This window comes from Enterovibrio norvegicus DSM 15893 (assembly GCF_900115495.1).
In the GTDB taxonomy this organism is placed as follows: domain Bacteria; phylum Pseudomonadota; class Gammaproteobacteria; order Enterobacterales; family Vibrionaceae; genus Enterovibrio; species Enterovibrio norvegicus.
The window spans coordinates 48163-61839 of sequence record NZ_FOWR01000022.1 but is presented as its reverse complement, the minus strand read 5'-3'; the positions used below and the strand labels follow the sequence as shown (position 1 = coordinate 61839).

Sequence of the window (13677 nt, the reverse complement as noted above, 5' to 3'; positions counted from 1 at the left end):
CACTATAACGAATGTTATCAAAGCGCGAGTGTATGGACGGGCGATTGAGCGCCCGTCTCAGAAAAGATCCCACTATTTCCGTATCTTACTTAAATATCCCCGCCTGGATTAAGCCCGCTAGGCACTGCGTCTGGAATGGTTTTGTCAAATCCTTCATCGGTAAGCGACATCAAGAAGGCTTCAATGGCGTCGATGGTGTCGCCGTTATTATCAAAGTCTAATGCGGCGAGGTCAGGATCATTGCTTGGGTTACCGACGCCGTTGTAAAAAGCAATGGCATCTCTTAGTGTCCTCTCCGTGCCGTTATGCATGTAAGGCGCGGTGAGGGCGACGTTTCTCAAGCTTGGTGTTCTGAATTTGCCGTCAACGCCGTTGTCGTCAATGCCTGCATTCGTGAGTTTAGGGTTGGTTTCAACGGCGAGTTGGTGCAACGCATAATCTGAGAACATGGGTCCACTGTGGCAGGCATTGCAACCCGCATCTATGAAGGCATTTAGCCCGCGAACCTGCTGTTGCGTTAATGCAGATTCGTCGCCTCGTGCATAGCGATCAAAAGGGCTATTTGCTGAGATCAGCGACCTTTCGAATGCAGCAAGCGCCTGTGCAATGCGTTCATCATTGATGGTGCTATCACCAAAAGCGTCGGTGAACAGTGTCATGTAGTCACCATTCGCATTGAGACGCGACACCACCTCATCTAAGATTTCAGCTTCCGTGAACTGGTCGCCGCGCATTTCTTCCTTCGAACGAATGGGATCGAGTGCTTGGTCTTCCAGCGAGGTCGCACGGTTATCCCAAAACATGACGGTCGCAGAAGGGTCGTAGTTGCTGTTCTCATCAATCCCGTTGTAAGCCGTGTTGACGATGGTGGGGGAGTTTCTCTTAACCAAAGCGCCAGAGATACGCGCTTCGGACAACCCTACACCGCCAACACCCATGCTGACATCAATGTGCTCTGCGTAGCCATTATCAGGGTGATGGCATGTCGCGCAGGCCACATCTTGGTTGCCTGATAAAATCGGGTCCCAAAAGAGCTGTTTTCCGAGTGCGACTTTTTCGGCGGATGATGGGTTATTAGCTGGCTCGATAATGGTTAATGGCAAGCTGCCGACCTGCTCGCTTGTTGGGTCATCACTGGGTGATGCACCACCACAGGCAGCCAAGATGAGAGGAAGCATTACAGCGCTTAATTTCTTCATGATGAAAACCTATTTATGTGTGCATTAGAAGGAGTATGAAAAGCTAAGTCCGCCGGTGAGGTCATTGGAACCGTATTGGTTTACAACGAGCGTCGTACCGAAGGCTTTTTGCCATTCAACACCCAGTCCCAGCGATGCTTTGAAATCAAACTCTGAGTATGAATTGTTGGCTTCTCGATCAAGCAGCGAAACGGCAATCTCTTCATTGATGTAAGCCCCGCCAATGGAGGCTTCCAAGAAAGCGCGATTTCCCCAAAATTCTGCAAAATCCCATTGCGATCCAACATCCGCATACACGATATCTACCGCGCTGCCTTCTTTGTCGATGTCAGTTTTGTAGCCAGCGGCGAGGAAAGGGTGAAAGGGAGTGGTAGGCAGAAAGAAGTATTTGAATTCCATGCCGACGAGCATTTCATCTTCACCGCCGAGCGCACCTGTGGCAAAGGCTTCACCAGAGATTGCTATTTGATATGGGTTTCTCTGTTCGGCTTGAATCATGCTAGAGAAAAGAGCGAGGGGTAGCGCAACAATGGGTATTAAAAAAGGCGCGTTTTGAGCCGAAAAATGGGTTTTCATCATTTGGTTACCGGAGACAACAGTGCGTGAATGGTTCATGTGCCGACAGGTATAAATGATGGGATGTGAAAGAAATGTAGAAATTGTTAACGGTTTGCGTGGGGTGTTTTGTTTTCGCGATGTTATGCAGTGCAGGTGCAAACTGCTAGCGTGGTAAGTGCGAGCAAAGAAAGGGTAGAAAAGGCAAATGTTGTGTGTATCAAACGGTGTTTGTTAAGCCTTTGCCTTTGCCTTTGTCTACATAAATAAGGCTTAAAGGCGCTTGTCGTTAGAATCCGCGAAGATCTAACTCTACGGTATCTCCAAGCCAATACGCATGTTTAGTGTGGTCAGCAAGATCGTCGCCAGTGCTAGCATGAACAAGCACATTCAATGTTTTTCTTTCCTCATCTAACCAAGGAATGAAGCGGTCGAAGTCTGCGTTGAAGAAAAGCACTTGATAGCTCCACATCGTGTGTGGGCCAACAGGTCTTTCATGTATTCGCCCTAATTTTAGGGGAAAGTTTTGCTGAATTTTCTGATGAAGATGCTTTGCTGTATCCAGTGTGCTCTCATCAAAATACACATGGGCATGGTAGGCCTCATGGTTGTTTATCGGTCTTTTAGGGCTGTCCATCCTACTTCTCCTCAGCCTGAGTTTTATAACTAGCCTAGCGTATTTTACTTTGTACATTCCATACTTATTGCCGGATGAGTGCGAGCATCGGCATTGTCGGTAGCGCCTATCGCTGATTTATGAATAATGAGGGTGGTGCAGTTGTCGCTGTGTGGCAGGAGAGACTGGGTATTCAAAACATCCCTCCTCAATGAATCAGTAAGGAATCGGTTTGGCTAAAAAATACTATGTGGTTTGGAAAGGTCGTAAGAGTGGTATTTACACTGACTGGGCGCAATGCAAAGCGCAAGTTGACGGTTTCCAGGGTGCAAAATTCAAATCGTTTCCCACGTTAGTGGAAGCGGAAGCAGCGTTTGGTGGTAAATCTAGCGCAGCATCAGCAACGTCTTCTGCCGTTAAGAAAACGAATAAATCAAAGCCTGTTCCGTTATCCGAAGCACAAATCGCAGCGATGCCGTTTGATATTAAGATTTTTACGGATGGAGCGTGTGAACCTAACCCTGGTGAAGCGGGCACGGGTTTAGCGGTATATGAAAATAACCAATTACGCGAGCTGTGGTATGGACTTTATCAAGCGGTAGGCACGAACAATACGGCTGAGCTGCATGGGCTAGAACAAGCGTTCATGCTTGCGCAAGAGAAGCTTGAAAAAAAGCAGTCCGTGGCGATTTATTGTGACTCAAAATACTCTATCGATTGCGTGACAAAGTGGGCTGAAGGGTGGGAGAAAAAAGGCTGGAAAAAGGCAGGCGGTGAAATTAAAAACCTCGACATCATTCAGTCGGCTTATGCGCTCTATCAATCAATGAAATCTGACATTACGATCCATCACGTGAATGGTCACGTTGGCATTGAAGGCAATGAACTTGCAGACAGAATGTCAATTGTGGCGATTGAACGTCAAGACCAAGGGTTAACCCTATTTCGTGAAACGGATGATATCGCGGAAATTCTGGCGCTCAGAAAAGGGTAGTGCATAGCTTTGGTATGGTAACGCTGGCTCCCCCTGTTTCTCGACGATGTGAAGTAATACCGTGATGCTGAGTGATTAGGCGCGATGAGTCAAAAATATGATACATCTTGCGTAGGAATACCCCGCTACCTTAAACGAGTACAGCTTGACAATATAAAGGTGCGGGTATGAATGAGATCGATGAAGCAATTGGTAACGTTGTTGACATGCACAGTAGCGGAAAGAATAAAGTGGAAATTGCAGGTGAGCTTTCCCAGCAAGGGTGGAGTTTTTACGAAGCTCTTGAATTTACCAAAGGTGTATACGAATGTGAGTCCCTGTCCGACCCCATCATGATGGGGAGCTCGCTTGAAGAGATGCGAAAGAAACCACCACTCGATATTTGATGCATTTGAACAAAAACAGTCAGCATATTTGCTGGCTGTTTTTTTCATCCTGTCTATTCGCTTCAGTATGCATATTCACCATAAGCACTTAGGTGCATTTTTCTTAAGTGTTCGTCACGAGAAACACGCCGCGCGTAGCATTTTCACCCTTCAAACAGACCATCTTAAATCAAAGTGCATAGACTGAGAGTGAATAAAATTACGCATTTTTTGGGTCAACTCGTTGGGCTTACAATGATCTCTCGACGTCGTTTCATTCAACAAACAGGCTTACTCACTGTGACACTTCCACTCGCTTGTCACCTTGGCGCGACAACTGCGCGCACTTCAGGTTGGCTAATGCCTGATGAGGCTGCACCTCATGCACGTACTTGGATGGTTTTTGGCGCCAATAAGGACATTTGGGGGCGACGCTTATTCCCAGGCGTACAGGAAAACCTCGCGAATATTGCTCTCACTATCGCTGAATATGAACCGGTTTCCATGTTGGTCGTCAATGTGACATGGCAAGGGCGTATGCTTTGATGGGTGACAGAGTCGATTTCATTGAAAGCAACATGAACGATCTATGAGCGAGAGACACAGCGCCGTTGTTTGTTGAAAGCTCAATGGGAGAATGTGCCGCAATAGATTTCAATTTTAATGGTTGGGGTGGCAAGCAAGCCTATCGATTGGATGCGAAGGTGGCGGCACTGATTGCCAATCATGCCCAACTCCCGCGGGAAAAAGCGTCTGTGGTGATGGAAGGAGGGGGGATTGAGGTTGATGGCCAAGGCACCGCAATCGTCACGGAAAGCTGTGCCTTGAACAAAAACCGAAACCCCGGCATGTCCAAAGCCGAGTTTGAAGATGCGCTCTCGCCTTTGTTGGGGCTGCAAAAAATCATCTGGCTACCGGGCATAAAAGGCCGAGATATCACCGATGGGCATACTGATTTTTATGCGAGATTCACCACGCCGGGCAATGTGGTGGTGGGCATCGATACCGATCCAGATTCCTATGAATATGATGTAACACGCGAACATGCTGACATACTCGCCAACGCCACCGATGCGCAAGGCAACAAGCTCATGGTTCACCCACTGGATACGCCAAACACAGTGCGTGAGAGATACGACAGCCCTGATTTTGCCGCTGGTTACGTGGGGTTTTACGTGTGTAATGGCGCAGTGATCATGCAAGAATTCGGCGATGTTGAGGCAGACAGAAAAGCCAAAAACACATTGGCTTCGTTGTTTCCTGATCGTGACATTGTGGCGCTGAATGTTGATGCCATTGCGGCAGGTGGTGGCAGCATCCATTGCGCAACGCAGCAAGAACCAAGGTGTTTGATGTAACGAGCGCTTCGAGTGCGTTTTTCTGCTATCAAGCGGCAGAATGAAAAAGGTAAAACGATACGGGCAACATGCCAGTATCGCTTTTTATGGTACTCAGATCAGCTTAAATGCTGCAGCCATTTTCGTCACAGCCTGCTTGAAGGGTTTCATCAACCGACACGCTTTCCTTTTCTTTTTGAGACACTTTTTCTTCCAATAGAGAACCTATGATCGCACCCAGTTGGAGCTCATTTACCGCGCCAAAGTGATTCAGCCTCAGTTTACCCGATTGGTCTATCAGTAATATTGTCGGTGTGCCTCCAAATTGATAGGCCTTCATGGTCTCAGGAAGGTGGCTATATTTGCTCGGCGTATCCACGGCGATTGGAAATGTGAGACGATATTCATGAATGAAGGCTTCCAACGCTTTGGGCGTCATCACGTCATGATGCTCGAAAACCGAATGTAAACCAATAACCTGCACGTCTTCATTGCGAAAAGACTGTTGGATGTTTTTCGCGAGTGGCAACCCGTGAGACACACAACCTGGACAGAGCATTTGGAATGCATAGATCACTACAACACGCCCTTTGAAGTCAGCCATCTCGAGGCTTTTATCGGTGTTAAACCACTCACTGACGTTGAGAGTAAATGTATTTCCCGAATGATTGTTCAACATGGTGTTCTCCTTACGGTGATGGAGTGAGTTATTTTAATTAGTATCGATGCGAAACAAATATCTCACTAGCACGATGCATTGTCAATTGTTGTATCGCATCGAAACTAATTTAGGTGGGTGTTTAGATTCAATGTGCGAAGCACGATGAGATCGATGCGCTTAGCGTTTCGTAACAAGAAATGAGAGCAAGAAAGGTGTTAACCCCTCTGTGCGAGAAAAGGCTTCTGGTATTATCAGCAACTAAGCACAGTGAGCATGAAGTAGAAAACAGCATATGGTCGTTTTCTGTCTTGCATGAAAGGAGAGCAATACATGGATCTTAAAGGTCTGGAAAAATATCTGGCAGCGAACAATTATGATTCAAAATCTGTCACAGGGGGTGTTCTGATCAACTTAGGCGCACTAGTCGGTCGTGTGCATGTGAAGTATGACGAAACCTCGAAAACCATGAGTTTTAACGACAAGTCTCGCTGGATCACGCAATCTATTCTCGCCCTCATCATGTTGTTTTTCCTGACCACCAATTTCAATGTGTATTCTCAATTGCAATTGTATTCTTGCATTGCGGTTACCATTGGTATGTTCCTGATTTTTTGGTTTAAAGAAAAGAAAATCACCGCATTGAAACAGGCCTTAGAAGCGGCTGGCGCTTCACAAGGCGCACCCACAAAGAAATAACCCAGCGATAAAGACGCGAGTGAATTGCAACAACGCGATCAGGAGGAAAGCATGGAATTCCACATCGTGAATGATCCCAACGCGGACGACATCATGGATGTGCGACGAGGCCTGATTGCGTTCAATGACCCGTTTGTTGAGGACGCACAAGACATTGATGTCGGCGTGTATGCCGTGGATGATGCGGGCAAGCGTGTCGGCGGCATCGTTTCAAAAATCTGGGGGAATTGGATGTATATCCGCTTCCTCTGGGTAGATCCTGTATCAAGTGAAAAGGGCATTGGTACCCAACTCATGCAACGAATGGAGCCTACGCGATTGAGCAAGGCTGCCATTCGGCATGGGTTGATACGCTGAGCTTTCAAGCCAAACCCTTCTACGAAAAATGCGGCTATCAATGCCAAATGACCCTCGATGATTACCCTGTCGTTCATCAACTGCATTTTCTGACGAAGAAACTCGTGGATACATCTGGCTAACGCTTTCGCTTATTGCGTATTCAGTGCGTTGAACTCCAACACCACCCCATCGGGATCCCGAATAAAACAGGCCACCCTGCGTTCACCGATACGTATTGGGCCTTCTGTGATCGCAATGTTGTTAGATGCGCAGAATTCAAGAAACTGCGGCATTGAATCAATGACAAATGCGATGTGCGTTATTCCTGGGCGCTTGGGTTGAGCATCCTGTAGCGGATTGTATATTTTCGGGTTGTGCGCTTCGCCATTGAAAATTAAATTCACCGTGATGCCATCCGCGTTAGTGAGTTCACATGCTTGATGATCGGGCAAGTGGACCACTTCTTTAAAGCCCAGCAATTGATAAAACCGAACTGATTCTTCAGGGTCACTGACGCGAATACCGACATGTTCAACCTTGGTGACACGAAAGTGGACTGACATTATGCCAATCCTGGCATAGGGATGAAGCCATCGAGCGCTTTTATGTCTCTTATCCAACGGTGGATATTGTCATAACCTTGAAGACTGACGCCCCCTTCTTGCACCAGTGCGACATAGGGAAAACAAGCGATATCGGCAATCGTTGCGCTTTTGTGGGCTAACCATGTATGTGTGGCGAGATGTGCATCCATGATATCCAGGCATTTTTTCGCGTTGTTTCTTGCGGTATCAATATCGAGGGGAAGGCCAAACAAATCGTGCAAGCGAGCATCGTTCGGGCCACGAGCAATGTCATTTGCGGAAAAAGAAAGCCACTCCATGATGCGCGCCTGAGTGAGGGCACTGTGTGGCAACCAGTGATTTAAACGGAAGGTTTGCGCGAGGTAGATAAGAATGGCATGCGAATCTCTGATCAGCACTCCCTCATCGTCAAGCACTGGGATTTGTCCAAGAGGGTTGATGTTGAGGAAAGCCGCTGATTTGTGCTCGTTAGCGAGATAATCGACCGGAGCAATGTCGATTTGAATATTGTTCAGTGCACAGAAAAGACGAATCTTATAACAGTTACCGGACAGTTCTAGATCATACAACTTCATGGGGTGACTTCCTTCTAAGGGATGATTGAGTTCACACCACTGTAAAAGGAGAATGACGACATTAACATGGAGGTTTACGCAATGGGTGATGGCAAAATTGCAGAGCCAGTTTGGAATGATTTAAAGATTTTCTTTGCTGTAGTCAAAGCGCGCTCACTTTCAGGTGCATCTAAAGCACTGAATATCAGTCACTCCACGGTATGCCGGCGGGTTGCTCGTCTAGAAGAAACAGTGGGAGTATGCCTCATTCGTCGAACGACTAACGGCATTATATTCACCCATGATGGGCAGCAGTTGGGCACATTTGTTGAACGTATGGGAGACAATGTCAATGACATCCGTTTTTGGTTGAAGAAGAAACAAGAGCACATTGAAGGCACGTTAACGGTAAGTTGCTGTGATATTGCGTTACCGAGATTGTCTTCTCTGATTGGAGCATTTTCAGCAACCAATCCAAACACTAACTTTGAGATCAGTGCTACGCCCATGCATGTTGACCTGAGGGAGGCGAGCACCGATCTGGCTATTCGGGCAACTAATTCTCCAGACGAAGATTTAGTGGGTATACGTTTGCACTCTTTCTCATTACAGCTTGCACAGAAGCGTGAGGCACAGAAAATCGATTCTGCGATTTGGGTGGGGTTGAACGATTGCTTTGCGCATCTGCCAGGGGAGCGCTGGCAAGGCGAACAAAAGGATGCGTGTACCTACCAACTGAAGGCTGACAGTTATATGTGTGTTGGGGAGATTATTCGGTCTGGGGTTGGTATCGGTTTACTACCTAGCTTTATCGTCGAAAACGATGACACACTAAAAAGCGTTCCTACATTGACCCCTTTGCCTTGTTGGAACCTGTGGCTGCTCTATCATCCTTCCTTAAATAGGAACCCTTTGCTCACCGCATTTGCTAGCCACCTAAAAAACAGGTGGTAATGGCAATGATTATGTAAAAATTTCTTTGCGAAAAGCCCAGATATCTTTCCGGTTCAGATCACTTCAATGTTCATCTTTGTGACAGGCATTCCGGAGTTGTCGTTACGTCGAGAAGCCTTGTCACATCCTGCGTTCTTTTACTTTTCTCCTATCTGTTTAAGAGTTATTATTCTTCGTGAAATAAGTTAAATCCTGCAATCGTAAATTTCTCAGTCTGCAGTTTATGTTTTGAGCTCATTAGCCTTTCATTATTTGGGCGTTGAGCCTGCGTTAAAGGAGAGCGAATTGCAAAGTTATCGCTGGTATGTTGCGTGTACACACCCAGGTGAAGAACAAGATCTCGCCGGTCGCCTTCAACGTAAGGGGATAGATGTGTATTTGCCTGTTCGCACCTTCTCGCAAGTGGTGAATGGTAAAAAACGAACGTGCTACGAGCCCTTGTTCAAATGCCACGTTTTTGTTCGCACTACGCCTGAAGGGCTTCAGTGGGTAAAAACGGCACCGGAATTGTCTCACTTTGTTAGGCATGGCAAATATTTGGCCTCTGTTCCAGGGTGTGACATCGTTAAAATTAAAACCGTGCTGCACTATTATGAACAAACCGAATCCATCAATAATGACAAGGTAGATGGTTGTACCATTGCCGTGATCAACGGTTCGCTGAAAGGCATTACCGGAAAATTTGTTGACATGGGAGAGGTGAAGCTGATTGCCACGCCAGTGACACAGCTAGGGTTCTCTATGTTGCTCGATCTGCCTTCTCGCTGCTACGTAAGAACTGAAATATCTGAATTTACTTGGTAAACAGTCACGCTGCGCCCTGATTGTTTCCATACCCAGCCAAGGATGGCGTTCGTAAGTGTCCTGTTACATCTCCTGTCACATCTAAATGCATTGATCTTTCCCCTGTTTTTCCACGCCTTTGTTTTCAATTCCGCTACCGATCTATAAGCTTTAGCTTGAGATGAATACCGCAAGGATGGCTGTATGAAGTTTATTAAAAGCGCCAATTATACAGCTGAACGACCATGGGGTGCGATGGACATCGCCAACATGAACGGCATTACCACGCGCCTTCATTGGACCGACCAACCCTACAAATGGCACATCAACGACGGAGAAGAGATCTTCGTTGTGCTCGATGGCAAAGTCGAGATGCGCTATCGCGAGAATGGCCTTGAGAAATCTAACCTGATGGTCGTCGGTGATATTTTTTACGCCGCAGTGGGCACTGAACATGTGGCGCACCCTGTTGGCGAAGCACGCATTTTGGTGATCGAGAAAGAAGGCAGTGTGTAATTTCTAATAACCTCTTAGATATGGAACGAAAAGATGCTGAAATGCGTAGAAGTTGAACCGAAAATTGCCGCTACCGCGGCTGTGATCTGGCTACATGGTTTAGGCTCTAATGGCCATGATTTTGAGGCGATTTTGCCTGAACTCCGCCTTCCTGCAGATGCGCCTGTGCGGTTTATTTTTCCACACTCGCCGTCAATACCTGTCACGGTAAACGGCGGTATGGTGATGCCTGCTTGGTATGACATTTTGGAAATGGGGGCTGGGCGAAAGCTAAATACCGAGCAACTTCTTGCATCTGCAAACCAAGTGAATGAATTGATCGAACAAGAAATCTCGCGAGGTATTGCTGCCGATCGCATCATTCTGGCCGGCTTTTCTCAAGGCGGCGCCGTCGCCTATCAATCTGCGTTGAGTTTCCCGCAATCGCTGGCGGGGTTGCTGACGTTATCGACGTATTTCCCTACCTCCGACGTCATTGAATATTCGGATGCAAATCGTGATATCCCGATTGAAATCATGCATGGCAGTTTTGACCCCGTAGTGTTGCCAACGATGGGGGAAGATGCGCGTGACGATTTGATTGCCGCGGGTTTTAAACCTAATTGGTCTACCTACCCGATGGAGCATCAGGTGTGTATGCCACAAATCAATGATATTTCCGTGTGGCTTACTGCACGCCTTGGTTTGTGATTTTCTCGGCGTATTCTGTGCGTTTAAGGCAAGCTTCTCAAGCGCAGTCGGCTTTCTGTCGCATTGCTGACGGGATAAGTTGATGTTCGAGAATCCCAATGCTAAATCTATTTATTATAAGTAAGTCTATGTTTTTAAAGCACTGTCAGGTAAGTGTCGCGGCGGTGTCGTAGCCAATACATGCCGGTTTTTCGTAGATTTTAAGGGCACACAGCAGAAAGGAAACGAAATGATTATCAGGAAATTACGATTACAACGTGGGTGGTCACAAGAGCAACTTTCGGAGATGAGCGGCCTGAGTGTTAGAACCATTCAACGCATCGAAAGGGGTGACAAACCGGGATTGGAATCGCTGAAATCGTTGGCTGCTGTATTCGACGTTCAAGTATCAGATCTTCAAAAAGAACCGGAGCCCGACATGCCAGCTGACGTAAAAATTACAGAAGAAGAAACCCGCGTGATTAACCAAGTGAGAGAAATTAAAGGCTTCTACTCACACCTAATGACCTATGCGTTAGTGATCGCGGGGTTGTTCATTTTGAACTACATGACCAGCCCGGAATATATCTGGGCGTGGTGGCCTGCTATGGGGTGGGGCATTGGCATTATTTCTCACGGATTAAGCGCATTTGAAGTGCTGAATTTCTTTGGCGCTGATTGGGAACGCAAGCAAGTGGAAAAGCGGTTAGGGCGAAAGCTATAACCCCAAATTGTCCACTACCACTGATTGCCTGATCGTGTCTTGCCAACATGCCCCATCACATTGGCAATGATTCATCCAGCCTACACCCGCTTTCGGCGGGTTTTCTATTGGGCGTCACCCCGGAAATATGTTGATTTGGCGGTAAGTTGCCGGCTTTTCAAAAATAACGATAGCGAAGAAATGTGACTGAATCCGCCTTCGTGGGCATCTATAGAAGTGTTGATTGCGGTGAGCTAGGCAAAATCACTGTGCGAACTGATGGAGACAGTGACGTGAAAGCGGGAGATCAAATGGGTCTGTCATTTCACACCAACAAGCTTCACTTTTTCGATAGCAAAGGGGTTTCTGCCGCTTACTCGTGACAACACTGCTCACACCTTGTGTGTTGGTATGAGCAGCGAAACATTCTCCCTATTTGTAGCAGTTCTCCCAATGTAATTCTGCTAATAAAACCCGGTATTCCTCTTTGGTTTCCGGGCTTTTTTTTGCATTTTTCTCGTTTCTCGTTTCTCGTTTCTCGTTTCTCGCTTTAAGCCGCTTTAAGCCGCTTCATGCGTTTTTGTGGGCTCTTTCGGCGGCACCATTAAAGGCATCATCTTCACATCGGCAATCTGGTTATGCGCCAATTTGATGATTTCAAAACGCCATGATTGATAGCTGATCACCTCACCTTCGTTCGGCAGACGCCCCGCCACCCACATCAATAAACCGTTCAGGGTTTGGAAGCCTTCTTCCGCTTCTCCCAATAAGGTGCTGATGTTTAGTCGACTTTTGAACTCGGCGATGGGCATCATGCCATCCATGAACCAACTGCCATCGGGAAGCTGTTTCGCCCATGCATCTTCTTCCGACAACGACAAATCACCCGCAATGGCTTTCAGTAAATCGTAATGGGTGACTAACCCTTGGATGTCACCATATTCGTCGACGATAAACGCCAATTCACCGCTTTTTCGCTGCAAATAGTTCAGCAAGGTTAATCCGCGCATGGACTCAGGCACGTAAACCGGACGTTTTAAGAGGCTAGCTATCACGGGGATCGATAAATTGCCCGCTTGATTAAGCATGGCTTTGGAAGAAACCGTGCCCACCACGTTATCTAGATTGCCTCGACAAACAGGAAACACGCTGTGTTTGGTTGTTCGGATACGTTTGAGAACCTGGTCGACGGGTTGGTCGATGTCGAGAAAATCAATGTCACGGCGCGGTTTCATCAGCGAGCTAACCAGCCTGTCATTGAGATGCAGTATGTTGTTTATCATCTCGTGCTCTTGAGGCTCAATTGCGCCAGACAATGACCCTTCACTGACCAGTGCCTGAATGTCATCTTCGGTCACTGTGTCGTCGTTTTCTTGGCTGACGTTCAGCGCGCGCAGTGATGCTTCTGTGGAGTGTGTCAGTAAGGCAACGAAGGGCGTAGCGATTTTGGACAGCCAGTAAATTGGCAATGCCACTAACACTGAAAGTCGCTCGGCATTTGATTGTGCAAAGCGTTTAGGCACCAATTCACCGATGACAATGGCGAAGTAAGTAATCGCTAACACCACGCAGGCGGTTGAGAAAATATCTGCGGTGTACACATCCAAGCCCATCACCACCAACCATTCAGCAAAGGGCACAGACAAGGTCGCCTCACCGACGATGCCGCTCAGCAAACCAATCACGGTAATGCCAATTTGAATGGTTGAGAGGAATCGTGTGGGGTTTTCTTTGAGGGTCAGTGCAACGTGCGCGGCTTTACTTCTTTCCGCTAAACGCTTCAATCGACTGCTTTTGACGGTGACCAACGCAATCTCCGACATGGCAAAGATACCGTTAATAACAATTAAACTAACAAGCAGTAGCACGTCCTTAGTGTATTGATTCCGCTGATGAAATTATCTACAGATTAATCTGGAATCGTCTTGCTGAATGTGATTATACCCAAACAACCTACGCTTACTTTTTCCGCGAAACTGAGCGAATTGATCCGCGACTGAACGCTCGTCATGCCGTTTTATGAAATCTATCTTGCCAAAGTCTTATGGACGTGAAGTTTGCCCACATTTTTGGCTGATAAAATACACGATCTAAAGCAGGTGATCGACGAAGTTTGTTGTTGCGGTATTTGAATGCCTGTGAGGTTGTTTGG

The 13677-nt window shown here is 47.0% G+C and carries 19 protein-coding genes; 12 read left to right on the top strand and 7 right to left on the bottom strand.

Annotated elements, in window-relative coordinates:
- Positions 1-89: 89 nt before the first annotated feature.
- From BM082_RS14795 to BM082_RS14785, 3 genes are all read right to left on the bottom strand, one after another.
- A complete protein-coding gene (locus BM082_RS14795) occupies positions 90-1199 on the bottom strand; it encodes a cytochrome-c peroxidase (RefSeq protein ID WP_074927503.1) in 1110 nt (369 codons plus the stop codon).
- A gap of 24 nt (positions 1200-1223) precedes the next feature.
- The gene (locus BM082_RS14790) at positions 1224-1778 is read right to left on the bottom strand and encodes a hypothetical protein (protein WP_074927501.1); all 555 of its coding nucleotides are present in this window, start codon (positions 1776-1778) and stop codon (positions 1224-1226) included.
- Positions 1779-2043: 265 nt separating this feature from the next.
- The gene (locus BM082_RS14785) at positions 2044-2391 is read right to left on the bottom strand and encodes a DOPA 4,5-dioxygenase family protein (RefSeq protein WP_017009199.1); all 348 of its coding nucleotides are present in this window, start codon (positions 2389-2391) and stop codon (positions 2044-2046) included.
- A gap of 211 nt (positions 2392-2602) precedes the next feature.
- Between BM082_RS14785 and BM082_RS14780 the strand changes: the two genes are divergently transcribed.
- From BM082_RS14780 to BM082_RS14770, 4 genes are all read left to right on the top strand, one after another.
- Positions 2603-3364 carry a ribonuclease H family protein gene (locus BM082_RS14780; protein ID WP_017009198.1) on the top strand — a complete coding sequence of 254 codons (762 nt, stop codon included), beginning with the start codon at positions 2603-2605 and terminating at the stop codon, positions 3362-3364.
- A 167-nt stretch (positions 3365-3531) separates the two neighbouring features.
- The gene (locus BM082_RS14775) at positions 3532-3750 is read left to right on the top strand and encodes a hypothetical protein (RefSeq protein WP_017009197.1); all 219 of its coding nucleotides are present in this window, start codon (positions 3532-3534) and stop codon (positions 3748-3750) included.
- Between the two features lie 234 nt (positions 3751-3984).
- Positions 3985-4275: an agmatine deiminase family protein gene (locus BM082_RS25440; RefSeq protein ID WP_280138447.1), complete on the top strand. Its 291-nt coding sequence runs from the start codon at positions 3985-3987 to the stop codon at positions 4273-4275.
- 83 nt (positions 4276-4358) lie between these two features.
- Positions 4359-5087 (top strand): agmatine deiminase family protein, encoded by a 729-nt coding sequence (locus BM082_RS14770; protein ID WP_280138446.1) that lies wholly within the window; start codon positions 4359-4361, stop codon positions 5085-5087.
- A 103-nt stretch (positions 5088-5190) separates the two neighbouring features.
- Here BM082_RS14770 and BM082_RS14765 read toward each other — a convergent pair whose 3' ends face one another.
- A complete protein-coding gene (locus tag BM082_RS14765; protein ID WP_017009195.1) occupies positions 5191-5745 on the bottom strand; it encodes a peroxiredoxin family protein in 555 nt (184 codons plus the stop codon).
- 312 nt (positions 5746-6057) lie between these two features.
- Between BM082_RS14765 and BM082_RS14760 the strand changes: the two genes are divergently transcribed.
- The gene (locus tag BM082_RS14760; protein ID WP_017009194.1) at positions 6058-6423 is read left to right on the top strand and encodes a hypothetical protein; all 366 of its coding nucleotides are present in this window, start codon (positions 6058-6060) and stop codon (positions 6421-6423) included.
- A 51-nt stretch (positions 6424-6474) separates the two neighbouring features.
- Positions 6475-6780, top strand: coding sequence for a GNAT family N-acetyltransferase (locus BM082_RS14755; RefSeq protein ID WP_342028270.1), 306 nt, complete (start codon positions 6475-6477; stop codon positions 6778-6780).
- Positions 6781-6911: 131 nt separating this feature from the next.
- On the opposite strand, the gene BM082_RS14750 is transcribed toward BM082_RS14755, so the two are convergent.
- Together BM082_RS14750 and BM082_RS14745 are read right to left on the bottom strand one after the other, a co-directional pair.
- Complete coding sequence (locus tag BM082_RS14750; protein WP_074927498.1) at positions 6912-7325, bottom strand: VOC family protein; 414 nt, start codon at positions 7323-7325, stop codon at positions 6912-6914.
- Entirely contained in the window at positions 7325-7921 is a 597-nt protein-coding gene (locus BM082_RS14745; protein WP_017009191.1) for a glutathione S-transferase family protein, read from the bottom strand. The genes BM082_RS14750 and BM082_RS14745 overlap by 1 nt, the downstream gene beginning before the upstream one ends.
- An 81-nt stretch (positions 7922-8002) precedes the next feature.
- On the opposite strand from BM082_RS14745, the gene BM082_RS14740 reads away from it, so the two are divergent.
- The 6 genes from BM082_RS14740 (at position 8003) to BM082_RS14715 (ending at position 11908) form a co-directional block, all read left to right on the top strand.
- The gene (locus tag BM082_RS14740; RefSeq protein ID WP_229491703.1) at positions 8003-8854 is read left to right on the top strand and encodes a LysR family transcriptional regulator; all 852 of its coding nucleotides are present in this window, start codon (positions 8003-8005) and stop codon (positions 8852-8854) included.
- A 285-nt stretch (positions 8855-9139) separates the two neighbouring features.
- Complete coding sequence (gene nusG, locus BM082_RS14735) at positions 9140-9658, top strand: transcription termination/antitermination protein NusG (RefSeq protein ID WP_017009189.1); 519 nt, start codon at positions 9140-9142, stop codon at positions 9656-9658.
- Positions 9659-9841: 183 nt separating this feature from the next.
- Positions 9842-10153, top strand: coding sequence for a cupin domain-containing protein (locus BM082_RS14730; protein WP_017015046.1), 312 nt, complete (start codon positions 9842-9844; stop codon positions 10151-10153).
- A 33-nt stretch (positions 10154-10186) separates the two neighbouring features.
- Positions 10187-10843 (top strand): alpha/beta hydrolase, encoded by a 657-nt coding sequence (locus BM082_RS14725; RefSeq protein WP_074927495.1) that lies wholly within the window; start codon positions 10187-10189, stop codon positions 10841-10843.
- A 229-nt stretch (positions 10844-11072) separates the two neighbouring features.
- Positions 11073-11546: a 2TM domain-containing protein gene (locus BM082_RS14720; protein WP_074927493.1), complete on the top strand. Its 474-nt coding sequence runs from the start codon at positions 11073-11075 to the stop codon at positions 11544-11546.
- A gap of 182 nt (positions 11547-11728) precedes the next feature.
- Positions 11729-11908 (top strand): hypothetical protein, encoded by a 180-nt coding sequence (locus tag BM082_RS14715; RefSeq protein WP_074927491.1) that lies wholly within the window; start codon positions 11729-11731, stop codon positions 11906-11908.
- A gap of 177 nt (positions 11909-12085) precedes the next feature.
- Here BM082_RS14715 and BM082_RS14710 read toward each other — a convergent pair whose 3' ends face one another.
- Positions 12086-13393: a hemolysin family protein gene (locus BM082_RS14710; protein ID WP_280138445.1), complete on the bottom strand. Its 1308-nt coding sequence runs from the start codon at positions 13391-13393 to the stop codon at positions 12086-12088.
- Between the last annotated feature and the right edge of the window lie 284 nt (positions 13394-13677).

Coding starts and splice junctions, on each gene's coding strand:
- BM082_RS14795 (WP_074927503.1), bottom strand. CDS start 1,199: ATGAAGAAATTAAGCGCTGTAATGCTTCCTCTCATCTTGGCTGCCTGT.
- BM082_RS14790 (WP_074927501.1), bottom strand. CDS start 1,778: ATGATGAAAACCCATTTTTCGGCTCAAAACGCGCCTTTTTTAATACCC.
- BM082_RS14785 (WP_017009199.1), bottom strand. CDS start 2,391: ATGGACAGCCCTAAAAGACCGATAAACAACCATGAGGCCTACCATGCC.
- BM082_RS14775 (WP_017009197.1), top strand. CDS start 3,532: ATGAATGAGATCGATGAAGCAATTGGTAACGTTGTTGACATGCACAGT.
- BM082_RS25440 (WP_280138447.1), top strand. CDS start 3,985: ATGATCTCTCGACGTCGTTTCATTCAACAAACAGGCTTACTCACTGTG.
- BM082_RS14770 (WP_280138446.1), top strand. CDS start 4,359: ATGGGAGAATGTGCCGCAATAGATTTCAATTTTAATGGTTGGGGTGGC.
- BM082_RS14765 (WP_017009195.1), bottom strand. CDS start 5,745: ATGTTGAACAATCATTCGGGAAATACATTTACTCTCAACGTCAGTGAG.
- BM082_RS14760 (WP_017009194.1), top strand. CDS start 6,058: ATGGATCTTAAAGGTCTGGAAAAATATCTGGCAGCGAACAATTATGAT.
- BM082_RS14755 (WP_342028270.1), top strand. CDS start 6,475: ATGGAATTCCACATCGTGAATGATCCCAACGCGGACGACATCATGGAT.
- BM082_RS14750 (WP_074927498.1), bottom strand. CDS start 7,325: ATGTCAGTCCACTTTCGTGTCACCAAGGTTGAACATGTCGGTATTCGC.
- BM082_RS14745 (WP_017009191.1), bottom strand. CDS start 7,921: ATGAAGTTGTATGATCTAGAACTGTCCGGTAACTGTTATAAGATTCGT.
- BM082_RS14740 (WP_229491703.1), top strand. CDS start 8,003: ATGGGTGATGGCAAAATTGCAGAGCCAGTTTGGAATGATTTAAAGATT.
- BM082_RS14730 (WP_017015046.1), top strand. CDS start 9,842: ATGAAGTTTATTAAAAGCGCCAATTATACAGCTGAACGACCATGGGGT.
- BM082_RS14725 (WP_074927495.1), top strand. CDS start 10,187: ATGCTGAAATGCGTAGAAGTTGAACCGAAAATTGCCGCTACCGCGGCT.
- BM082_RS14720 (WP_074927493.1), top strand. CDS start 11,073: ATGATTATCAGGAAATTACGATTACAACGTGGGTGGTCACAAGAGCAA.